At 62.0% G+C, this 21,976-nt stretch carries 17 protein-coding genes; 11 read left to right on the top strand and 6 right to left on the bottom strand.

The features are described 5' to 3' along the window. Positions 1-107 precede the first annotated feature (107 nt). Both RL_RS13790 and RL_RS13785 read right to left on the bottom strand, forming a co-directional pair. Positions 108-2,420 (bottom strand): NADP-dependent malic enzyme, encoded by a 2,313-nt coding sequence (locus tag RL_RS13790; protein ID WP_011652209.1) that lies wholly within the window; start codon positions 2,418-2,420, stop codon positions 108-110. 154 nt (positions 2,421-2,574) lie between these two features. Continuing rightward, positions 2,575-3,195, bottom strand: coding sequence for an NADPH-dependent F420 reductase (locus RL_RS13785; protein WP_011652208.1), 621 nt, complete (start codon positions 3,193-3,195; stop codon positions 2,575-2,577). A 103-nt stretch (positions 3,196-3,298) separates the two neighbouring features. On the opposite strand from RL_RS13785, the gene RL_RS13780 reads away from it, so the two are divergent. Then, positions 3,299-4,186, top strand: a complete 888-nt coding sequence (locus tag RL_RS13780; RefSeq protein ID WP_011652207.1) for a LysR family transcriptional regulator — start codon at positions 3,299-3,301, stop codon at positions 4,184-4,186. A 195-nt stretch (positions 4,187-4,381) separates the two neighbouring features. Then, positions 4,382-5,821, top strand: a complete 1,440-nt coding sequence (locus RL_RS13775) for an FAD-binding oxidoreductase (RefSeq protein WP_011652206.1) — start codon at positions 4,382-4,384, stop codon at positions 5,819-5,821. 60 nt (positions 5,822-5,881) lie between these two features. Here the strand turns inward: RL_RS13775 and RL_RS13770 are convergent, their stop codons facing one another. After that, entirely contained in the window at positions 5,882-6,442 is a 561-nt protein-coding gene (locus tag RL_RS13770; RefSeq protein WP_011652205.1) for a TetR/AcrR family transcriptional regulator, read from the bottom strand. Positions 6,443-6,673: 231 nt separating this feature from the next. On the opposite strand from RL_RS13770, the gene RL_RS13765 reads away from it, so the two are divergent. Both RL_RS13765 and RL_RS13760 read left to right on the top strand, forming a co-directional pair. Beyond that, positions 6,674-7,852, top strand: a complete 1,179-nt coding sequence (locus RL_RS13765; protein ID WP_173364441.1) for an efflux RND transporter periplasmic adaptor subunit — start codon at positions 6,674-6,676, stop codon at positions 7,850-7,852. 5 nt (positions 7,853-7,857) lie between these two features. Next, entirely contained in the window at positions 7,858-11,010 is a 3,153-nt protein-coding gene (locus tag RL_RS13760; RefSeq protein ID WP_011652203.1) for an efflux RND transporter permease subunit, read from the top strand. Between the two features lie 65 nt (positions 11,011-11,075). Here the strand turns inward: RL_RS13760 and RL_RS13755 are convergent, their stop codons facing one another. Further along, a complete protein-coding gene (locus RL_RS13755; protein ID WP_011652202.1) occupies positions 11,076-11,825 on the bottom strand; it encodes a histidine phosphatase family protein in 750 nt (249 codons plus the stop codon). Positions 11,826-12,105: 280 nt separating this feature from the next. Between RL_RS13755 and RL_RS13750 the strand changes: the two genes are divergently transcribed. After that, positions 12,106-12,948, top strand: a complete 843-nt coding sequence (locus RL_RS13750; protein ID WP_024321852.1) for a UDP-2,3-diacylglucosamine diphosphatase — start codon at positions 12,106-12,108, stop codon at positions 12,946-12,948. A gap of 151 nt (positions 12,949-13,099) precedes the next feature. After that, positions 13,100-14,320 (top strand): MFS transporter, encoded by a 1,221-nt coding sequence (locus RL_RS13745; RefSeq protein ID WP_011652200.1) that lies wholly within the window; start codon positions 13,100-13,102, stop codon positions 14,318-14,320. Here RL_RS13745 and dgcA read toward each other — a convergent pair. After that, positions 14,272-15,255 carry an N-acetyl-D-Glu racemase DgcA gene (gene dgcA, locus RL_RS13740; protein WP_011652199.1) on the bottom strand — a complete coding sequence of 328 codons (984 nt, stop codon included), beginning with the start codon at positions 15,253-15,255 and terminating at the stop codon, positions 14,272-14,274. The genes RL_RS13745 and dgcA overlap by 49 nt on opposite strands. 99 nt (positions 15,256-15,354) lie before the next feature. On the opposite strand from dgcA, the gene RL_RS13735 reads away from it, so the two are divergent. The 5 genes from RL_RS13735 (at position 15,355) to RL_RS13715 (ending at position 20,788) form a co-directional block, all read left to right on the top strand. Then, a complete protein-coding gene (locus RL_RS13735; RefSeq protein ID WP_011652198.1) occupies positions 15,355-16,524 on the top strand; it encodes an ABC transporter permease in 1,170 nt (389 codons plus the stop codon). A 1-nt stretch (position 16,525) separates the two neighbouring features. Then, entirely contained in the window at positions 16,526-17,371 is an 846-nt protein-coding gene (locus tag RL_RS13730) for an ABC transporter ATP-binding protein (protein WP_011652197.1), read from the top strand. A gap of 9 nt (positions 17,372-17,380) precedes the next feature. Continuing rightward, positions 17,381-18,751, top strand: a complete 1,371-nt coding sequence (locus tag RL_RS13725; RefSeq protein ID WP_003540159.1) for an MlaD family protein — start codon at positions 17,381-17,383, stop codon at positions 18,749-18,751. Positions 18,752-18,775: 24 nt separating this feature from the next. Continuing rightward, positions 18,776-19,387 (top strand): ABC-type transport auxiliary lipoprotein family protein, encoded by a 612-nt coding sequence (locus RL_RS13720; RefSeq protein WP_011652196.1) that lies wholly within the window; start codon positions 18,776-18,778, stop codon positions 19,385-19,387. Between the two features lie 147 nt (positions 19,388-19,534). Then, positions 19,535-20,788, top strand: a complete 1,254-nt coding sequence (locus RL_RS13715) for a sensor domain-containing diguanylate cyclase (RefSeq protein ID WP_011652195.1) — start codon at positions 19,535-19,537, stop codon at positions 20,786-20,788. Positions 20,789-20,899: 111 nt separating this feature from the next. Here RL_RS13715 and RL_RS13710 read toward each other — a convergent pair whose 3' ends face one another. Next, positions 20,900-21,775, bottom strand: coding sequence for a D-alanyl-D-alanine carboxypeptidase family protein (locus tag RL_RS13710; RefSeq protein WP_011652194.1), 876 nt, complete (start codon positions 21,773-21,775; stop codon positions 20,900-20,902). Positions 21,776-21,976 lie beyond the last annotated feature (201 nt).

Raw genomic sequence — 21,976 nt, 5'->3', positions numbered from 1 at the left:
TGCCCCGTGCCTGATATCTGCTGCATATCAACCGGCTGCAGATGCTCGGGACAAGCCCGAGCATGACGACAGAGGCGTTGGCCGACTTGTCAGCAGCCTGAGCCGGCTCAGGCCGGTTGCGATGCCTCGACGACGGCGAGTGCCGCCATATTGACGACGCCGCGGGAGGTAACCGAGGGGGCGAGAATATGGGCGGGCAGGGCGGTGCCGAGCAGGATCGGGCCGACATGCAGGCCGTCGGTCATCGACTTGACCACGCCGAGGGTGATGTTGGCGGCATCGAGGTTCGGGAAGACCAGGAGGTTCGCCTCATCGTGCAACGTCGTGTCCGGCATGACGCGCTTGCGCAGTGCTTCGGTGATGGCGCTTTCGCCGTGCATCTCGCCGTCGACTTCGAGGTCGGGCGCAGCGTCGCGCACGAGCTGCAGGGCGTTGCGCATTTTCGTGGCGCTTTCGGACTCACGCGAGCCGAAATTGGAATGCGAGACCAGGGCGGCGCGCGGCGTGAGGCCGAAACGGCGGATTTCCTCGGCCGCTAGCACAGTCGCCTCTGCGACCTCCTCGGCGGTCGGATTGAAGGTGACGTAGGTGTCGGTGAAGAAGGTGGCGCCACGCTGTGAAATCATCAGGCTGAGTGCGGAGAAATCGCGGACATTCTTGCGCTTGCCGATGATCTGGCGGACGTCGCGCAGGTGCTTCTCGTAACGGCCTTCGAGGCCGCAGATCAGCGCATCGGCCTCGCCGCGCCTCAGCGCCAGCGCGCCGATGACGGTGGTGTTGGTGCGCACGATCGTCCGGGCCGCTTCCGGGATGACGCCGCGGCGGCCGACGAGGGAGAAATAAAGATCGACATATTCGCGGAAGCGCGGATCGTCTTCCGGATTGATGACTTCGAAATCCTGCAACGGGCGAATGCGCAGGCCGTAGCGCTTCAAGCGCGTCTCGATGACTTGCGGGCGGCCGATCAGGATCGGCTCGGCAAGGCCTTCTTCGAGCAGCACCTGGGCGGCGCGCAGCACGCGCTCGTCCTCGCCTTCGGAAAAGATGACGCGCTTGCGCTCGGCGGCCTTGGCCGCGGTGAAAATCGGCTTCATGACGAAGCCTGAGCGGAAGACGAAGCGGTTCAACTGGTCGAGATAGGCGTCGAAATCCTGGATCGGGCGGCGTGCCACGCCGCTCTGTTCGGCGGCTTTGGCGACGGCAGGTGCGATGCGCAGGATCAGGCGCGGATCGAAGGGCGAGGGGATGAGGTAGTCAGGGCCGAAGACCGGAGTCTCACCGGAATAGGCGCGGGCGGCGACATCCGACGGCTCTTCGCGGGCAAGGGCTGCGATGGCACGCACGGCCGCCATCTTCATCTCCTCATTGATCGTCTCGGCGCCGCAATCGAGTGCGCCGCGGAAGATATAGGGAAAGCAGAGGACGTTGTTGACCTGGTTGGCGAAATCCGAGCGGCCGGTGCAGATCATCGCGTCGGGCCGGGCAGCGCGGGCGAGATCCGGCATGATCTCCGGCGTCGGATTGGCGAGCGCCATGATCAGCGGCTTGTCGGCCATCTGCGCCAACAGCTCCGGTTTCAGCACGCCGGCGGCCGAAAGGCCGAGGAAGACATCGGCGCCGCCGATATTTTCGGCGAGCGTGCGCGTCTCGCTCTTCTGGGCATAGATGGATTTCCATTCGTCCATCAGCTCGACCCTGCCCTCATAGACGAGGCCTTCGAGATCGTGGACCCAGATGTTTTCGCGTTTTGCTCCGAGAATGACCAGCAGGTTGAGGCAGGCAAGGGCGGCAGCACCGGCGCCGGAGGCGACGATCTTGATGTCGGCGATGTTTTTGCCGGCGAGTTCCAGCCCGTTCAGGATCGCAGCGGCGACGATGATCGCCGTGCCGTGCTGGTCGTCGTGGAAGACGGGGATCTTCATCTTCTCGCGCAGGCGCCGCTCGACCTCGAAACATTCCGGCGCTTTGATGTCTTCGAGGTTGATGCCGCCGAAGGTCGGCTCCAGCGAGGCGATGGTCGAGACCATCTGGTCGACGCCTGGGGCATCGATCTCGATATCGAAGACGTCGATGCCGGCGAATTTCTTGAAGAGCACGGCCTTGCCCTCCATGACCGGTTTGGAGGCAAGTGGGCCGATATTGCCGAGGCCAAGCACGGCGGTGCCGTTGGAGATGACAGCGACGAGATTGGCGCGCGAGGTATATTCTGCCGCCATTTCGGGATTGTCGCGGATGGCAAGGCAAGGGGCAGCAACGCCGGGCGAATAGGCGAGCGCCAGGTCGCGCTGGTTGCCGAGCGGCTTGGTCGCCTGGATCTCCAGCTTGCCGGGGCGGGGATAGCGGTGGAAGAAAAGTGCCTGCTCGTCGAAATCGCCGCTCGTCAGGTTCTTTTCTGTCTTCGATTTTTCCGGGTGATCCATCGCCGCCTCCGTGCACGTCTTTTGAGCTCCCTCCATACATCAATCGGATACGGGCGACAGTATGGAAATGGCGGAGTTGGCGAGTTTTTGTCCAGGCAACAAAAACATCCCGTCCTCACGGACGGAATGTCGGTCTGCTGATCGATGAGAGGCCTCAGACGGCGAGGTTTATCCAAGCCGGGGCGATGGCGGTTCCGCGGCCGAGGCCATAGCCGAGGCGGATATTGAGCATGCCCAGCGGTTCCAGGAGCTTGGCAGCATCGAGGCCTCCGGTCTTTTCGACGGCAAATCCTGCGTCCACGACCAGTCTGGAAACCTTTTCCACCGCGTCTTCGTCATTTCCGGCGACAAATACCGGCACCTTGGCCGTGGCATCGCGGGACGCGTAGAAGAGCTCGGCGAAGATGGTGTTGAAAGCTTTGACCACCTTGGCGCCGGTCGCGGCATTCTGGATTTTGTCGGCGGCGGAGATCTCGTGACCGAAGAGCAGACCGGAGAAATCGGGCTTCAGGGGATTGCTGATGTCGACGACGATCTTGCCCGAGAGCGACGGCGAGGTGGCGATCTCAAGAGCACTGGCATAGGGAACGGCGAGGATGACGATCCCCGCGGCGGCGATCGCGTCTGCAATGGTGGCGCTTTCAACGCCGAGGCTTTCGGCAAGGCTGCGCGCGGCCTGATCGTTACGTCCCGCGACGATCAGGTCAGTCTTCCCGGCAAGGCGTGAGGCCAGGCCCTTGCCCATGTTTCCGATGCCGATAATTGCAGTCTTCATCGTTCTGTCTCCTGTTTCCGATGTGATGGTCACAGGGATACATCCGAAATATTCCGTCGTTAATTGCATTGATATCGATAACAGAGATGCATAAAAGTATCGAATGCCCGATCTTCTGAACTTGCAGACCCTCATTGCTGCCGCGACGTCGGGGAGTTTCGCCGGCGCTGCGAAACGGCTCGGCATTTCGCCTGCCATGGTCGGCAGGCGCATCCAGGCGCTGGAGCAGGAGTATGGGGTCAAGCTGATCGAGCGCACGACGCGCACGCAGCGGCTGACCGAGGTCGGGTCCCGTTTCCTGGTCAAGGCAAACAGAATCATCGATGAGTTGGAGGAACTCAACGACATCTCCCGGCCCGACGCAGAGGCCATGTCGGGACGCCTGCGTTTAAGCGCTCCGACGACACTGGGGATCAAGCGGCTTGCGCCCGTTATGGCCGAACTCGCGGAGCGGCATCCGGCCCTTTCGGTCGAGCTCAATCTCAGCGATCGCAATGTCGACTTGGTGGCCGAGGGGTATGATCTGGCGATCCGGATCGGCGAATTGAAGCCCTCGTCGCTCATTGCGCGGCGCGTCGGCAGCTATCATTTTGTCTGCTGCGCCTCTCCGGCATATCTCGATAGATTTGCCGTGCCGGAGAGGCCTGAGGATCTTCGCCTCGGCCGCTGCATCCTCAACCTCAATCTCGTTCCCCGCGACGAATGGCCATTCGAGACAGAGGGCAGAGAGAGTTTCACGGTGGGTGTTCGCGGCAACATCGAGATCGACAACGGAGAGGCGCTGCGGATGGCGGCGCTCGCCGGAGCAGGCGTCATCTACGTCCCGGTGGATCTCGTGGCGGACGACATAGCGGATGGCAGGCTCGTGGAAGTTCTCGCCGGCTGGCGGAAACTGGTGCTGCCGATCCACGCCATTCATCCGTCACGCCGGTTCGTACCCGGAAGGATTGGCGCGGTCATTGAGGCCATTGCTCGGGGACTGCGGGATTAGGGCCTGTTCCACCGCATGCCGGGATTGCCGGGATTGCCGCCGCAGGCATCGATTTTCCATGAAAATTCAATAGGAAGCCGCTTCCTTTCGTTGCGGGCGCAGAGGGCTAATCCTTTTCGAAACTTGTTTGACGACCGCAGCAAGCGCAAAATGCCGGCCGCGACGGTGCGGGGCGCCGGTCGCATGGAGGAAATCATGGACAATTTGAACCTGACGACCCTGCAAAGGGGGCAGACGATGGTCAATGACGTGGCCATCGATGCCTTTGCCGCCGGATTTCGCGGCAGTCTCCTGACCAGTAAAGACATGAATTACAACGAGGCGCGGGCAATCTGGAATGCGATGATCGACCGCCGGCCCGGGCTTATCGCACGATGCGCGGGTGCCGCCGATGTCGTGCGGGCGGTGCGGTTTGCACGCGACAACAATCTGCTCCTTTCGGTGCGTGGCGGCGGCCACGGCATCGCCGGCAATGCGGTCTGCGAGGGCGGTGTGGTCATCGACCTGTCGGCGATGAAATCGGTGCGGGTCGATCCGCAAACGCGGCGCGCCAGGATCGAGCCGGGCGCCACGCTTGCCGATGTCGACCAGGAAACGCTGGCCTTCGGGCTGGTGCTGCCGACCGGCATCAATTCCACCACCGGCATCGCCGGGCTCACACTCGGCGGCGGCTTCGGCTGGCTGACCCGCAAATTCGGGCTGACGCTCGACAATCTGCTTTCGGTGGACGTGGTGACGGCCGACGGCGAGTTGGTCAAGGCGAGCGAGACGGAAATGCCGGATCTCTTCTGGGCGCTGCGGGGCGGCGGCGGCAATTTCGGCGTCGTGACCTCCTTCGAGTTCCAGCTCAACCCTCTCAACACAGAGGTTCTCGCTGGGCTGGTCGTGCATCCCTTCGCCGATGCGGAGAAGGTGCTGAGGGAATACCGGCAGGCGCTGGACGCGGCCCCTGACGAACTGACCTGCTGGGTGGTGATGCGCCAGGCGCCGCCTCTGCCGTTCCTTCCCGCGGAATGGCACGGCAAGGAGATCGTCGTGCTCGCCATGTGCTATTGCGGAGACATCGCGGCGGGCGAAAAGGCGACAGCCAGATTGCGCGCGATCGGAAATCCGATTGCCGACGTCGTCGGCCCGGTGCCGTTCACCGGCTGGCAGCAGGCATTCGACCCGCTGCTCACGCCCGGTGCGCGCAATTACTGGAAGAGCCAGGATTTTGCCTCTCTCTCTGATGTCGCGATCGAGGTTCTGCTCAATGCCGTGCGCAGGCTGCCCGGCCCGGAATGCGAGATCTTCATCGGCCATGTCGGCGGTGCGGCTGGCCGCGTGCCCACCGAGGCCACCGCATTTCCGCAGCGCAGCTCGCATTTCGTCATGAATGTGCATGCGCGCTGGCGGGAGGCCGGGATGGATGGAAGCTGCATAGGCTGGGCGCGGGATCTGTTTGAGGCCACCAAGCCGCATTCGGTCGGCACCGCCTACATCAACTTCATGCCCGAAGACGAAGGCGATCGCGTCGAGACCGCCTACGGCGCCAACTACGCTCGCCTTGCCGAGATCAAGCGGCGCTACGATCCGAACAATCTGTTCCGGATGAACCAGAATGTTAAACCGATGGCGGCAGTGCGAGCTGCCTAGCCCCGACGATCCCGCGCTCGGGTGAAATAGCCGGGCGCGGGATGAGGCGCCAATTGCTTGTCACCCCTCGGTGAGTTCGATCAATTCGCGCAGCAGAACCGCGTCGTCGGACGCGGCACGGTCGTCGGGCCTTAGAACGTGGGCGAGCCATGCGCCGTCCGCCGCCAGGCGAACGATCTCCAGCCGCATTCCCATGTCGGTTTCGGCGTGCCTGACCAGCCGGTCATTCATCCATCTGTGCCAGAGGCTCTTGGAGTAGGGGTCGGCGAGCACCGTCATCGTCTGGGCCGACCACGGGCTGTTGGCAAGGGCTCGGTCGGCAAACAGGGTGCGGACATAGGCGCGGGTAAATGTGCCATGGCCGCCCTTATCCTTTTCAAGCTCCTCGTCGATCTCGCGGTCGAGGCTTTCCATCATGCCGTCGAACACGGCCTCTACAAGAGCCTGCTTATTGGGGAAGTGATGAAACAGACCTCCCTTGGTCACGCCGGCTGCGCTGGCGACCGCCTGCAAGCTGACGGCGGCCAGACCATGCTCGAGCGCCAGCTTCCTGGCGCAATCGAGAAGAGCCTGCCGCACGACATCCGGCTGTTTCTTTCTGTTGCGGGGGCTATCTACCAATGCATGACCTGTGTTCGAGATAAGCTTCGCGCCGAGGCGGCCGAGAAGATCAGTATCACTCCCGGGATCGCCGTGCCATGGGAGTCCGATCATGATAATGCTATAATACCAACCGGTAGGTATCTTGCAAAGCAAAAAAAGATCGACTATCTGTCGGCTGAGGAGGCCCGCCGAACGTCATTTCGGCGGGCTGTGCTTTTTTGGACCCCAGCGGGACCAGCAGGAAGGCTAATGAACATGCTTTTTCGAACGAAATCATTGCATTATACGCTTGTCCTGGCGCTGATATTCGGCGCCGGCCTGTCGGCTTACGCACAGGAAGGCGGCGCGATGCCGCCAGCAGCCGTCAGCGTCCTGACGCTCAACGCGCGTCCGGTTCCCGTTATCAGCGAATTGCCCGGCCGCATTGCGGCAACGCGCGTTTCGGAAGTGCGGGCCAGGGTTTCCGGCATCCTGCAGGAGCGGATCTTCGAGCAGGGCAGCCTCGTTCAGCAAGGCGACGTGCTCTACCGGATCGATCCGGCGCTGTTCCGGGTCCGGGTGGCAAGTGCAGAGGCAAGCCTCGATCGCGCCAGGGCGACGCAACTGAATGCCCGCCAGCAGCTGGACCGGCAGAAGTCGTTGCGCGACCGCGATGTTGCAAGCGGTATCGAATACGATGCGGCGGCCGTCGCCCTTGCCCAGGCCGATGCCGATGTCGCGCTGGCGCGGGCCGCACTCGACGAAGCGAAAATCAATCTCGGCTATACCGAAGTTCGTGCGCCTATCACAGGCATCATCGGCGGCGCGCTGGTGACGGAAGGCGCGCTGGTGACGGCGGATGCCGGCGACGCGCTGGCAATGATCCAGCAGATCGACCCCGTCTATGCCGACTTCACGCAATCCTCCGGAGACCTGCTGGCGCTGAAGCGGGCGGTCGAGAACGGCAGCCTCACATCGACCGAACCAGGCAAGGCCGATATCAAGCTCGTCTTCGACGACGGCACGGTATACGGCAAAGCCGGTAAGCTGCTCTTCAGCAGCGCCAGCGTCGATGCGACGACGGGGCAGGTCACCCTCCGCGGTGAATTCCCCAATCCGAAGGGCGACCTGCTGCCCGGTCTTTACATCAGGGTCCGCATCGAACAGGCCGTCCGTGAGAAGGCGATCCTCATCCCGCAGCGCGCCGTCATCCGCACGGCCGACGGCAAGGCGCAGGTCTATGTCGTCCAGGAGGGAGATGTGGCGCAACCGCGCGACGTCGAGCTTGGTCAATCCTCCGGCAATGAGTGGGTGGTCGAAAGCGGCCTGTCGGCAGGCGAGCGTCTCGTCGTCGACGGCGGCCAGAAGCTGCAGCCGGGCGCAAAGGTCGCGCCGGAAGAGTGGCGGGATGGCCAGCTCGCGTCCGGTGACGCCAAGAAGCCGGAGTAAGGTCGATGGCACGTTTCTTTATCGATCGCCCGATCCTAGCCTGGGTCTTTGCGATCTTCATCTCCCTCGCCGGTCTGATCGCGCTGCCGTTCCTGCCGGTCGCGCAATATCCGAAGGTCGCGCCGCCGCAGCTCAGCATCACCACCAGCTATCCCGGCGCTTCGCCCCAGGATATCTATCAGGGCGTCACTCGCCAGATCGAAGAAGAGCTGAACGGGGTTGAGCACCTTTCCTATTTCGAGTCGACGTCGGATACGTCGGGTGCGATGACCATCACCGCGACTTTTGCGGCCGGCACTGATATCGACCAGGCCTCGGTCGACGTTCAGAACGCCATCCGCCGCGTCGAACCGCGGCTGCCGCAATCCGTCAAGGATCAGGGTATTACGGTCGAGGAGGCGTCTTCGGGCTTCCTGATGTTCATCTCGCTGACCTCGACGGACGGGAAGACCGACGAGGTGGCGCTCGGCGACTATCTCAACCGAAACGTCATCGGCGAGCTGCGCCGTCTCGAGGGCGTCGGCCGTGCCCAGCTGTTTGCGTCGCAGCGGGCGATGCGCATCTGGATCGATCCCGACAAGATGGTCGGCCTGAATCTCACCGCGTCCGACATCAGCGCGGCGATCTCGGCGCAGAACGCCCAGGTCGCGGCAGGCCAGATCGGTGCAGCACCCAATCCGATCTCGCAGGACCTGACGGCGACGGTGCTGGTGAAGGGGCAACTGACCGACATCAAGGAGTTCGGCGACATCGTGCTGCGCGCCAATGCCGACGGATCGAACGTCAGGCTACGTGATGTCGCGCGCATCGAAGAGGGCAGCGAGAGCTACAGCTTCTCCACCCGCTTGAACGGGCAGCCGAGTGCCGCCATCGCCATCCAGCTGTCGTCGACGGGCAATGCCGTCAACACCTCCAACCTGGTCAAGGCGAAGATGGAGGAGCTGTCACGCTTTTTCCCTGATGGCGTCGAATATTCCGTTCCTTATGATACCAGCCCGTTCGTCTCGGCATCGATCGAGAAGGTGGCGCATACGCTCGCAGAAGCCGTTGCGCTCGTCTTCGTCGTCATGCTCATCTTCCTGCAGAGCTTCCGCTACACCATCATTCCGACGCTCGTCGTGCCCGTCGCGCTGCTCGGGACGCTTGCTGTCATGTATGCCGCCGGCTTCTCGATCAACGTGCTGACGATGTTCGCGATGGTGCTTGCCATCGGCATTCTCGTTGACGACGCCATCGTGGTGGTGGAAAACGTCGAGCGGCTGATGGCGGTGGAAGGGCTTTCACCTAAGGAAGCGACCAAGAAGGCGATGCGGCAGATCACCGGCGCGATCCTCGGGATTACGTTGGTTCTCTCCTGCGTCTTCGTACCAATGGCGTTCTTCCCAGGCTCCACAGGCATCATCTACCGTCAGTTCAGCCTGACCATGGTCGTCTCCATCCTGTTTTCGGCCTTCCTGGCACTGTCGCTGACCCCGGCGCTTTGCGCCACCTTCCTGAAGCCGATCAAGGGTCATCACGAGAAGAAGGGTATCGCCGGCTGGTTCAACCGCAACTTCGACCGGCTGACCGGCCGTTATGCCCGCACCGTCGAGGGACTGGCCAAGCGCTCCTGGCGGGTCATGGCCGTCTATGTCGCGCTGCTGATCGGCCTTGGCTACCTCTTCGTCAACCTGCCGAGCAGCTTCGTGCCGGATGAGGATCAGGGCTTCCTGATCGTCGACGTGCAGGGACCGCCGGAGGCGAGCCGCAACCGCACGGTGGCCTCGCTCGAAAGCATCGAAGCGATCTTCAAGAAGGAGCCGGCCGTTGCCAACGTCGTCGCGATCCAAGGCTTCAGCTTCTCGGGGCAGGGACCGAACGCCGCCCTGGTGTTCGTTACACTCAAGGACTGGGCCGAACGCGGCGCCGGCAATTCGGTGCAGGAGATTTCCAACCGCGCCAACATGCAGCTGTTTGGGCTGAAGGACGCCACGTCCTTCGCGCTGTCGCCGCCGCCGATCGAAGGTTTCGGCACGACCAACGGCTTCACCTTCCGCCTTCAAGATCGCGGGGCGAAAGGTCAGGCGGCACTGACCGAGGCGGCGGGAATGCTGATCGGCAAGGCATCGCAGAACCCCATGATCGCGGGTATCCGCCCGGAAGGCATGCCCGACTCGGCCCAGCTCGTGCTCGTTATCGATCGCGAGAAGGCAAATACCTTCGGCGTCGCTTTCGCCGACATCAACAGCACGATCACCGCCAATCTCGGTTCGAGCTATGTCAACGACTTCCCGAATTCGGGCCGCATGCAGCGCGTCATCGTGCAGGCGCAGGACAAGAGCAGACTTCAAGCCGAAGACCTGATGAAGCTCAATGTCCGCAATGCGAGCGGCGGCATGGTGCCGCTATCGTCCTTCGCCGTCGCCGAATGGCAGAAGGGACCGGCGCAGATCGTCGGCTATAACGGCTACCCTTCCGTACGTATCTCTGGCGCTCCGGCGCCTGGATATTCGTCGGGGGCGGCGATTGCCGAAATGGAGCGGCTGGCCTCCGAACTTCCGGATGGCTTCGGCTTCGAATGGACCGGCCAGTCGCTGGAGGAGCTGAGATCGGGATCGCAGGCGCCGTTCCTGTTCGGCCTCAGCATTCTCTTCGTCTTCCTGCTGCTGTCGGGGCTTTACGAGAGCTGGTCCATCCCGTTGTCGGTGATGCTGGTCGTGCCGCTTGGCGTCATCGGCTGTGTGCTCGCGGTGATGAGCCGCGACATGTCCAACGACATCTACTTCAAGGTCGGCCTGATCGCGATCATCGGACTGTCGGCGAAGAACGCCATCCTGATCGTCGAATTCGCCAAGGACGGTTTTGCCGAGGGCAAATCGCTGATGGATGCCGCGATCGAAGGCGCCCGTCTGCGCTTCCGGCCGATCATCATGACCTCGCTCGCCTTCACACTGGGCGTGGTGCCTCTGGCGATCGCCACCGGGCCAAGCGCGGCGAGCCAGAATGCCATCGGTACGGGCGTGCTTGGCGGCATGATCTCGGCGACGGTGCTGGCGATCTTCTTCGTTCCCGTCTTCTTCGTCTTCGTGCTGCGTCTCTTGAGGACGAAGCGGCTGGAGACTGTGAACGAGGAGGCGCCGGCCGGGCAGGAGCCTGCGCCGGTGACGTCACCGACCTGAGGTGAAGAATTGGCGGGTTGCCTTGCGCAACCCGCCGCACCTTTGCGCCGGTCCGATTTCAGGAATTATGCGGTCGGCTTCGGCGTGATCGTCACGTCGGCGCCATAGGCATCGCGCAGTTCGCCTTCCTGTCCTGGCTGCCGGTCGGCGGCCTGATGCAGCAGGATCGACTCGTATCCTTGCGAGCGCGTCCCCTCGATCAGGGTGATATCGGCGTTTCCGGGATTGTCGGAGCGCTCGAACCACTCGACAGGGCGGTGCAGGAAGTTCATTTCGATCGCGCGGTTGGTGACGCCATGACCGACGATCACGAGGTTGTGGTCGCTATTTTCGGCATCGTGCATGACGGTCTGGAGGAACAGGCGCACCCGCTGGGCCACATCCGCCCTGCTTTCGCCATCCGGCGGCCGGGCGTAGAACTTGCCGCTGTTACTGCGCAGCCTAGCCCATTTTTCGAACTCCTCGGGAAACTTCTGCTTCTGTTCGGCGTGATCGTAGATTTCGGTGAAGAGACCGAAATCCTGCTCGCGCAGCAGATAATCCTCCCTGATATCGCCGACGAAGCTTTCCGGCAGGGCTTCGAGCAGCGCATCCTTGCTCTGCCGGGTCCTGAGAAAGGGCGAATACCAAACATGCAGCTTGCCGAAACCCGCGCTCGGCAATGCCTTGAGATAGGACGCGATCACGCCGCCTGCCTCGAGAGCCTGCCGATGGCCCCATCGCGTCAGCGGCACGTTGTGATCGCCGAATTGGCGGTAGGCCTGTTCATTGATGTTGCCGAGGGATTCGCCGTGGCGAACGAGAAAGAGACGCATCAGCCATCCCGCATTGTCGGATATGAATCGCCGTCATCATGAACGCCCTGAATGCACAGGGCAACCTTGTCGGCGGGCCTTGGCCGCGACGGCATACTGCCCGCGTGGCGACGGGCATGCTGCCCGCGTGGCGACGGGCATGCTGCCCGCGCGGCGACGGGCATGCTGCCCGCGTGGCGACGGGCATGCTGCCCGCGCGGGATGAACAGGTTTGCAGGGCATTTCCCCAGCTTGTCATCTTCCTGAAACACGAGTCTGGTTTTGGAAGGTTAGATGAAAGATGGGACATGAGCGGCAGCTCGTGAAAGACATGATGGAACCCAGACATTTCCGCACGCTCTTCATTTCCGATGTCCATCTCGGCTCGAAGGCCGCGAAGGCCGACTTCCTGCTGGATTTCCTGCGCCACCACGAGGCCGATACCATCGTGCTCGTCGGCGACATCGTCGACGGCTGGCGCCTGAAGCGCAGCTGGTACTGGCCGCAGGTCTGCAACGACGTCGTCCAGAAACTGTTGCGCAAGGCGCGCAAGGGCACGCGCGTCGTCTATATTCCCGGCAATCATGACGAATTCCTCCGCGCCTTCCCGGGCATGCATTTCGGCGGCATCGAGGTCGTCGAACGCATGATGCATGACGGCGCCGACGGCAAAAAATACCTGATCCTGCACGGCGACGAGTTCGACGTCGTGGTCCGCAACGCCCGGCTGCTCGCCTATCTCGGCGACTGGGCCTATGACACGGCGATCCGCATCAACATCATCCTGGCGGCGGTGCGCCGCCGGCTCGGCATGCCCTACTGGTCGTTCTCGGCCTGGGCGAAGCTCCAGGTCAAGCATGCCGTCAACTTCATCGGCGAATTCGAGCGTGTCGTGGCCGAGGAAGCCCGCAAAAACGGCGCCGATGGGGTGATCTGCGGACATATCCATCATGCCATCATCCAGGATATGGACGGTATCCGCTACATCAACACCGGCGATTGGGTGGAAAGCTGCACGGCTGTCGCCGAACACGAGGATGGCACGTTCGAACTGATCACCTGGCGGGCGCTCGCCAGCAGTGTGCCGGCGCTTGCCGCTATCGAAATGCATGACGAGGGCGAACTGGCCCCGCAAGCCGCCTGATTTTGGCGCCTGCGCTCCATCGAATTTAGCCGTTACCGTCAGGCGACAGGCCCTATTTATTTTCTAAAACGTTTCAGAACGGCTATTTCTCGCAATAGTCGCCTCCAGGGTGGTGTGTTAGGACAACGTCCAGTTTCCTTCAGGTCCACCCATGATTCCCGCTCAAAATTCCCCGACGGGTGAGGGAGCGCCGCCGCGCTTCCGGCTGCTCAGCGCGCTTTCCTATTGCGCACCGCTGCTCGTCAACGGCATCGTCTTGCCGTTCTTCCCCGTCTGGCTTGCGGGCCACAGCTTCAGCGACCACGAAATCGGTGTCATCCTGGCCGTTCCTATGGTGGTGCGCGTGCTGGTGGCGCCTGTTGTCGCCATGATTGCCGACCGGATGAAGGAGCGCGCCGACGTGTTGCTCTGGTCAGGCGGCCTGTCGCTGCTGACGGCCGTAGCACTCTACTGGACGACGACTTTCTGGCCTGTCTTCATCGTCTTTACGCTGCAGGGCGCCACCTTCGCGCCCTATGTGCCGGTCGTCGAATCGATCGTCATATCGGGCGTGCGCCGTTGGGGGCTCGATTACGGATCGATGCGGGTCTGGGGCTCGATCGCCTTCATCGTCTCGACGCTGGTCGGTGGCCAGTTGATCAACCGGTGGGGCGGCGGGATGGTGCTTGAAGTCATGGCGTTCGGCTTTATCATGACCGTTGTTATGGCGATCTTCTGTCCGCGCATCGGGCCGACGCGGCGCCGCGGCCAGCCGATCGATCTTCCGGCCGCCACCGGCAGCGGCCTGCGGGAGCCGCACCTGCTGCTGCTCTTGATCGGCGTCGCCATCCAGCAATCGAGCCATGCGGTGCTCAACGCCTTCTCCTCGATCTACTGGCATCACCTCGGCTTTTCCGGCACCGAGGTCGGCCTGCTCTGGAGCGCCGGCGTCGCTTCGGAAGTGACAGTGTTCTTCCTGTCGAAGCGCCTCAGCCGTCGCTTCGACGCCTGGACGCTGATCCGCTTCGGCTGCGCCATCAGCGTCTGCCGCTGGATCCTGTTTCCGATGAATACGGGATTTGCCGGTTTCTTCCTGCTGCAATGTTTCCACGGCTTCACCTACGCCTTCGTGCATACCGGCGTGCAGCGACGGATCGTGGCGACGGTGCAGGAGACGCAGGAATCCTCGGCACAGGGCGCCTATTTCTTCTATGTCGGCATGGCGATGGCGCTGATGACCCTGGCGTCGGGTTATCTCTACGCCTCGCTCGGCGTCGTCAGCTATTACGTCATGGCCGTAGTCGCGTTCTCCGGCCTCGGCCTCGTCATCTTCGCCTATTATCTTCAGCCCCAAAGGTTAGTTTCGGGCGGAAAGACCAGGGAGGCGGCGTAACGCAGGCCGGGTTCGCGGTCGCGGGCAAGTAATAGCGGACCATCGAGATCGACGAAATCGGCATTCTGGGCGAGCAGAACGGCGGGCGCCATGGCAAGCGAGGTGCCGACCATGCAGCCGATCATGATGCTGAATCCAAGCCGTTCGGCCTCGGCCTTCATCGACAGCGCCTCCGTCAGGCCGCCGGTCTTGTCGAGCTTGATGTTGATCGCGTCGTAGCGGTCGGCAAGGCTTGCGAGATCGCCGGTGTGGTGGACGCTCTCATCGGCGCAGACGAGGAGCGGGCGGCGGATTTCGGCGAGCAGCCCATCGCGGCCGGCCGGCAGCGGCTGCTCGACGAGGGCGATGCCTGCTTCCGCGGCGATATGGAGATGACGCTCCAACACCGCTTCGGGCCAGCCTTCATTGGCGTCGAGGATGATTTCGGCATCGGGCGCGGCGGCGCGGACGGCGCGGATGCGGCTTTCATCGTCGCCGGTACCCACCTTGACCTTCAGCAGGGCCCGGCCGGCATGCTCGCGCGCCTGGGCGGCCATCACCTCCGGCTCACCGAGCGAGATGGTGTAAGCGGTGGTGAGCGGCTGCGGAGCGGAAAGGCCGAGGCGGGCGGCGACACGGTCTCCCGTCCGCTTCGCCTCGAGATCCCAGAGGGCGCAATCGACGGCGTTGCGGGAAGCACCCGGCGGCATGGCCGACAGCAGATCGCTGCGCGAGATGCCGGCCTCGATCAGCGGTCGCGCGGCCTCGATCTGGGCGAAAACACTCTCCATGGTCTCGCCGTAGCGGCGGTAGGGCACGCATTCGCCAAGCCCCTGCGCACCCTCTTCGATAAGCGTGCAGGTGATGATCTCGGCTTCGGTCTTTGCCCCGCGCGAGATGGTGAAGGTCCCGGCAATCGGAAAGGAATTCATCTGGATATCGAGGGTGCGCGGCATTATTGCTCTCCTGCAAGCATGGAAATTGCACGGTGCTTCTGTATATTAACGCGCCGGGCGAACGATCTGCTTCGCGATTCGGCAATGTCGCTGTAAGCCTTGAAAGACACAAGTATCTTGAACGCCGAGAATCGCAACGCCGCCTCACTGCAAGTGGACGACCAGGCTGATGGCTCGGGACAGCGTGTGCGTCTTCAGGGCAATTGGCGCAGCGCCTACATCCATCTGGTGCTGCGCGATTTCGAAAAGCTTTTGCAGAAGAAGACTGGCGACCTGTCGGTAGACCTCTCGGATATTTCGGAGATCGACACCGCCGGCATCTGGCTGCTGTGCCGGCTGAAGAAGCAAGAAGAGGCGGGCGGGCGGACGGTTCGCTTCGAAGGCACCAACTCGCATATCGACGAAATGCTGGAGATGTTTTCCGAGGAGCCGGCCAAGGTCGAGCCGGAGCAGACGGAGAAAGTCTCGCTTGCCGCGCGCATCTTCGCGCCGATCGGCAAAATGACCTATGAGGTCTGGGACAATTTCGCCGCCGCCATGTACATCCTCGGCTCGGCGGTGCGCGGCGCGCAGATGAAGTTCGGTCGCGGCAGCGGCGTTTCGCCGGCCTCGATCGTCAACCAGATCGACCATATGGGCGTTCGCGCCGTTCCGATCATTCTGTTGATGTCGTTTCTGATCGGGGCGATCATCGCCCAGCAGGGCGCCTTCCAGCTGCGTTACTTCGGCGCTGAGGTTTTCGTCGTCGATCTCGTCGGCATCCTGCAATTGCGCGAAATCGGCGTGCTTCTGACCTCGATCATGATCGCCGGCCGTTCGGGCAGCGCCATCACCGCCGAAATCGGCTCGATGAAGATGCGCGAGGAGATCGACGCGCTGAAGGTGATGGGGCTGAACCCGATCGGCGTGCTGATCTTCCCACGACTGGTGGCTCTGACCATCGCGCTGCCGCTTTTGACGGTGCTCGCAAATTTCGCTTCGCTGGGCGGGGCTGCCGCTGTCGCCTGGGGCTATTCCGGCATCACCTTCGCCAATTTCCTGTCGCGCCTGCACGAGGCGGTGACACTGTCGACGGTGCTCTCAGGCATGATCAAGGCGCCGTTTATGGCGCTGGTCATCGGCATCGTCGCCGCCGTCGAGGGGCTGAAGGTCGGCGGCAGCGCGGAATCGCTCGGCCAGCATGTGACGGCCGCGGTGGTCAAGGCGATTTTCGTCGTCATCCTGATGGACGGGCTTTTTGCGATGTTCTATGCAGCGATCGATTTCTAGGATGGCGGACCGCGTGGACGAGAAACCGATCGATATGGAAGACAAGGACGAAAGGGACATCGTCCTGTCGGCGCGCGACGTCACCGTCGGCTTCGGCTCCAAGGTCGTGCTCGACAATCTGAACCTCAATATCTACCGCGGCGAGATCCTCGGCTTCGTCGGCGCGTCGGGCACCGGCAAATCGGTGCTGATGCGCACGGTGCTCCGACTGCTGCCGCGCCGCTCCGGCACGATCAAGATCCTCGGCCAGGATTTCGACGAGCTCGACGAACCGCAACGCAACGCGCTCGACATGCGGCTGGGCGTGCTGTTCCAGCAGGGGGCGCTGTTCTCGTCGCTGACGGTCAAGGAAAACATCCAGGTGCCGATGCGCGAATATCTCGACCTGCCGACCTCGCTGATGGACGAGCTGGCGCATCTGAAGATCCGTATGGTCGGGCTTGCAGCCGATGCCGCCGACAAATACCCCTCCGAACTGTCCGGCGGCATGATCAAGCGCGCAGCCCTTGCGCGCGCGCTGTCACTCGATCCGGAACTCGTCTTCCTGGACGAGCCGACCTCCGGCCTCGACCCGATCGGCGCGGCCGAATTCGATGAACTGATCGCCAACCTGCGCGATAGTCTGGGATTGACCGTGTATATGGTGACGCACGACCTCGACAGCCTGTTTTCGGTCTGCGACCGTATTGCCGTGCTCGGAAAGAAGCGAGTAATGGTGGAAGGCACGATCGACGACATGCTGGCCTATGACGATCCGTGGGTGCAGGCCTATTTCAAGGGCAAACGCGCGCGGTCGATCGTGCCGCAGAACGATGCTGCCGCGCGGCACGACAGCAGCGGAAAGTGACCGGATAAGATGGAAACCAAAGCCAATTACACGATTGTCGGTTTTTTCACGGTGCTGGTGATCGCGGCTGCCTTCGGCTTCGTCTACTGGATGGCCGAATATGGCCGCGGCGGCCCGATGACGGAACTGATCGTTCGTATTCCGGGTTCGGCCAACGGCCTCAGCGTCGGCTCGCCGGTGCGCTTCAACGGTATCCAGATCGGCTCGGTGCAGACGCTGTCGATCGATGCCGACGATCCGCAATATTCGCTGGCCTTCACCCAGGTGCGCACCGATGCGCCGATCTACCCCTCCACCAAGGCCGCCCTTGAAATCCAGGGTTTGACCGGGGCTGCCTATATCGAACTGTCGGGCGGCCGCAAGGGCGAGGAAAGCATTCTCCAGCACGCGATCGACAACGGCAAACGCGCCGTCATCGTCGCCGACCAGTCGAGCGTCACCAATCTTCTGGCGACGGCCGACAAGATCCTCGATCGGGCCAACGACGCGGTCGGCGAACTTCAAGGTTTCATCGAGGATTCGCGCGGGCCGCTGACCGAGACTTTCAAGAATGCCGAGACCTTCTCCGATGCGCTTGCCAAGAATTCCGGCAATATCGACGCCTTCCTGCAGAGCGTGGGTGAGCTCTCCAATACGGTGAAGGCGGTCTCCGGCCGTGTCGATTCGACGCTTCAAGCCGTCGAATCGCTGGTCAAGGCGGTCGATGCGCAGAAGATCGACAACATCGTCTCCAATGCCGAGAAGATCACCGCCAATGTCGCCGATGCCTCGGGCGACCTCAAGGGCGCGATCCAGAAGTTCGACCAGACGGCCACCACCTTCAACGATTTCGGCAAGCAGGCGCAGGCGACGCTCGATCGCGTCGATACGCTCGTTGCCCAGATCGATCCCGCGAAGGTGAAGGGCTCGGTCGACGACATCGCGCAGGCGACCAAGGATGCGCGCGCCGCCGTCGCTTCGATCCGCGATGTCGCCAACACGGTTTCGGCGCGTCAGAAAGATATCGACCAGACGATCCAGGATGTGTCGCAGCTTTCCAACAAGCTGAATTCGGCGTCGACCCGCATCGACGGCATCCTCATCAAGGTCGATGCGCTGCTCGGCACCGACAATACGCAATCGCTGTTCACTGAGGCGCGCAATACGCTGGAATCCTTCAAGAAAGTGGCCGACAACCTGAATTCGCGCATTGGGCCGATTGCCGACAATCTGCAGAAATTCTCGAGCGGCGGCTTGCGCGACGTGCAGACTCTCGTCAACGACATGCGCGGAACCGTGAGCAATCTGAACGATACGATCACCAACTTCGACCGCAATCCGCAACGCCTGATCTTCGGCGGGGACACGGTCAAGCAATATGACGGCCGGACGCGGCGTTAACTGGGAAATCAGGGGTAGCCTAATATGGTCGCATCGCATCTGTTGTCGCGCCGTTCTTGGATCAGGGGAACGGTGATCGCGCTGCCGCTGACGGCGCTGATCCTATCGGGGTGCGGCACCGCGGCCAAGAACGACACCTATGACCTGCCCGCCGCCGTCGATGGAAGCGGTCCCGCGGCCAAATCCCGCCAGATCCTGATCGCCAGCCCGACGGCGCTAAGGTCGCTCGACAGCGAACAGATCGTCATCCGTGTTTCGCCTTCGGAAATCCAGTATCTCTCAAAGGCGCAGTGGGGCGACAAGCTGCCGCGCATAGTCCAGTCGAAGCTGGTGGAAGCCTTCGAGAATTCGGGCAAGCTCGGCGGCGTCGGCATGCCGGGGCAGGGGCTGGCGATCGACTACCAGATCGTCACCGATATCCGCTCCTTCGAGATCGATGCTTCGCACGGCAACCAGGCGGTGGTCGAGATCTCCGCCAAGATCCTCAACGATCGCAACGGCTCGGTGCGCGCTCAGAAGGTGTTCCGCGCCATGGCGCCGGCCGGCGGCGACAATGACGGCTTCGTCAAAGGCCTCGATCGCGCCTTCTCCACGGTCGCCTCCGAGATCGTCAGCTGGACGCTGCGCTCAATTTGAACTGGAATTTCGAGGCCGCCCCGTGAATATCGGGGGTTGTCGATTGTGAAAAATGTTTGATCCCATGGCATAGGGGTCGTCATCGTATTCAATTTCTTCACGAATTTATGGAACGCATCATACAGTCCCTTTCAGGAGGAATGCTGCATGGTGGTTGCGCGAGTATTCGGGAAATCGTCATCGGAGGCGATCCAGCGCGAAAATGATCGCCTGGCTGCGCTGCAACAGCTCGATCTGCTCGACACGCCGAGAGACGAGGGCTTCGAGCGGATCGTACGCCTGATAAAGGAGATCTTTTCCATCGACATCGGCATCGTGTCGCTGATCGATGCACATCGGCAATGGTACAAGGCTTGCTCCGGCCTCTCGGCCGACGAGGTGTCGCGCGAAGACACGTTCTGCCGCTATGTCGTGGACTGTGAAATGCCTGTTGTCGTGCAGGACGCCATCAAGGACCCGCGGTTTTCACAGCATCCCTCCGTGACGGGAGAGGATCATATTCGTTTTTATGCCGGTGTGCCGTTGAGAACAAAAGCCGGGCACTTGATCGGGACGGTATGCGCGATCGACCGCAGGCCACGATCGTTCGGCAACAGGGATATCGGCATTCTCGAGGAGCTGGCAGGGGCCGCGATGGACCGCATCGAGCTCATGCAGTCGGCCGCGATCGACAGCCTGACCGAGGCGATGACGCGGCGTGCCTTCAAGCAGGAAGCCGAGCAGCTCATTTCGCTCGCTCTGCGGCACAAGCACGACCTCTCATGCATCGTCTTCGATATCGATCATTTCAAGAAGGTGAACGATACGCACGGACATGCCGCAGGAGACGAGGTCCTCAAGGCGGTGGCATCGACCTGCAAGACGACCCTTCGAGCCGGTGATCTGTTCGGCCGTCTTGGCGGCGAGGAATTTGCCGTCATCCTGCCGCATGTCGATCGGGAAGGTGCTGCCGCAGTCGCCGAGAAACTCAGAGCCGCCATCGCCTCTCAGATCATACGCGGCGATCATGGCGACCTGACCGTTACAGCCAGCTTCGGAACCTCGGCGCTCTCGATCGTCAGCAAGGAGATCGAGACCCTGCTGGCTCAGGCGGATGCGGCAATGTATCAGGCCAAGCATGGCGGACGGAATCGGTGCGTGTCGTGGAGTTCCATCCACGCCGATCACGCCATTGGGGCGCGACGGCGGGTGCTGAAGGCGGGTTCGATCCTGTTCAACGATCGACGCTCAACCATCGACTGCACCGTCAAAACCATTGGATCGGAGAGCGCCGGCATTTCAGTCTCCAACACATCAGGCATTCCTTCGGAATTCATCCTGGCCATCAAAGGCGAAGGTTTCGAAACGAATTGCAGGGTGATCGCGCAAGACCGGCAGCATCTGGAAGTCGCTTTCAGATAAGCCGTTAGAGCGCCGTGCGTCCTTTCGGACGCATGAAGGACGCTCTCACTCTTTGAGTTTTTCGGGCCGATGCGCTAGCGAAAACCTGTCGGCAGGTCTCCGCTCATTGATCTACTTCGTCGGTTGCGAATCCGTCATCGTCGCGCCCGGCTGGCTGCCTGGCGTCGTCGAAGCTGTGGCGGTCGATGACGGCGATAGGGTGCTGTCCAGCAAGCTTGCCATCTTGTCGTCGCGTATGCTCGCGGTCTTTTCGCCCATGACGACGCCGACCACGCGGCGGCCATCCTTCAACGCCGACGTCACGACATTGTAGCCCGATGCATCGGTGTAGCCTGTCTTGATGCCGTCGACACCGTCGTAGCGATACATGAGGTTGTTGTGGCCGCGCAGCTTCATGCCGCGGAACTGGAAGCCGCGCATGGAGAAGAGTTTGAACTCCTCGGGGAAGTCCCGCATCAGCGAAACGCCGAGCGTCGCCATGTCCCGCGCCGTGGTGACCTGCTCCGGATCGGGAAGGCCCGACGGATTCCTGAAGACCGTATCCTTCATGCCGAGCTGGTGTGCCTTGTCGGTCATCGCCTTGGCGAAAACCTGTTCGGTGCCGCCAAGCTGTTCAGCGATCGCCACAGCCGCATCATTGGCAGAGAGCACAACAATTCCTTCGACCGCTTCGCGCAGCGTCACCTTGCGGCCGGCGCCGACAGCGAGCTTGAAGGGCTCCTTGCTCTCGGCATTTTCCGACATGGTGAGCTTCTGGTCCCAGTTGAGGCGTCCGTCATGCAAGGCTTCGAAGGCGAGATAGAGCGTCATCATCTTGGTCAGCGACGCCGGATAGTTCAGATCGTCCTGGTTGGAACCTTCGAGGACTTGGCCGGACTGCACATCCACGACGAAGCTTGCCTGGCCTGCCTGAACCTGAGTGAAAGCGCCCATCAGGAAAAAGGAAGAGAGCGCGGTGGCAAGGAGCCTGGATGTCGTCTTGGTCATCAATGTTGCTGTCTCTGTCGTTTGAGTGAGCCATTCGCTTTGATGTGAGCGGATCAGAAAAGTTTGTGACGGAATGAAGGACAGGGGGCAATAAAAAAGGGTCATCCACAGCTGATTCCTTTTGTCTCACCCTGCCTCGATTGTTGCGTCCACAACTGGAACATAGCGGACGATCGGTAAGAAATAGGAGACCGGGGCCGC

This window comes from Rhizobium johnstonii 3841 (assembly GCF_000009265.1).
Lineage (GTDB): Bacteria > Pseudomonadota > Alphaproteobacteria > Rhizobiales > Rhizobiaceae > Rhizobium > Rhizobium acaciae.
Note: the sequence above shows the minus strand (reverse complement) of the source record. Positions and strands in the feature narration are given on the sequence as shown.

What these genes read in the sequence shown, in the direction of transcription:
- RL_RS13790 (WP_011652209.1), bottom strand. Translation starts at nt 2,420, where the DNA reads ATGGATCACCCGGAAAAATCGAAGACAGAAAAGAACCTGACGAGCGGC.
- RL_RS13785 (WP_011652208.1), bottom strand. Translation starts at nt 3,195, where the DNA reads ATGAAGACTGCAATTATCGGCATCGGAAACATGGGCAAGGGCCTGGCC.
- RL_RS13780 (WP_011652207.1), top strand. Translation starts at nt 3,299, where the DNA reads ATGCCCGATCTTCTGAACTTGCAGACCCTCATTGCTGCCGCGACGTCG.
- RL_RS13775 (WP_011652206.1), top strand. Translation starts at nt 4,382, where the DNA reads ATGGACAATTTGAACCTGACGACCCTGCAAAGGGGGCAGACGATGGTC.
- RL_RS13765 (WP_173364441.1), top strand. Translation starts at nt 6,674, where the DNA reads ATGAACATGCTTTTTCGAACGAAATCATTGCATTATACGCTTGTCCTG.
- RL_RS13760 (WP_011652203.1), top strand. Translation starts at nt 7,858, where the DNA reads ATGGCACGTTTCTTTATCGATCGCCCGATCCTAGCCTGGGTCTTTGCG.
- RL_RS13755 (WP_011652202.1), bottom strand. Translation starts at nt 11,825, where the DNA reads ATGCGTCTCTTTCTCGTTCGCCACGGCGAATCCCTCGGCAACATCAAT.
- RL_RS13750 (WP_024321852.1), top strand. Translation starts at nt 12,106, where the DNA reads ATGGGACATGAGCGGCAGCTCGTGAAAGACATGATGGAACCCAGACAT.
- RL_RS13745 (WP_011652200.1), top strand. Translation starts at nt 13,100, where the DNA reads ATGATTCCCGCTCAAAATTCCCCGACGGGTGAGGGAGCGCCGCCGCGC.
- dgcA (WP_011652199.1), bottom strand. Translation starts at nt 15,255, where the DNA reads ATGCCGCGCACCCTCGATATCCAGATGAATTCCTTTCCGATTGCCGGG.
- RL_RS13730 (WP_011652197.1), top strand. Translation starts at nt 16,526, where the DNA reads ATGGCGGACCGCGTGGACGAGAAACCGATCGATATGGAAGACAAGGAC.
- RL_RS13725 (WP_003540159.1), top strand. Translation starts at nt 17,381, where the DNA reads ATGGAAACCAAAGCCAATTACACGATTGTCGGTTTTTTCACGGTGCTG.
- RL_RS13720 (WP_011652196.1), top strand. Translation starts at nt 18,776, where the DNA reads ATGGTCGCATCGCATCTGTTGTCGCGCCGTTCTTGGATCAGGGGAACG.
- RL_RS13715 (WP_011652195.1), top strand. Translation starts at nt 19,535, where the DNA reads ATGGTGGTTGCGCGAGTATTCGGGAAATCGTCATCGGAGGCGATCCAG.
- RL_RS13710 (WP_011652194.1), bottom strand. Translation starts at nt 21,775, where the DNA reads ATGACCAAGACGACATCCAGGCTCCTTGCCACCGCGCTCTCTTCCTTT.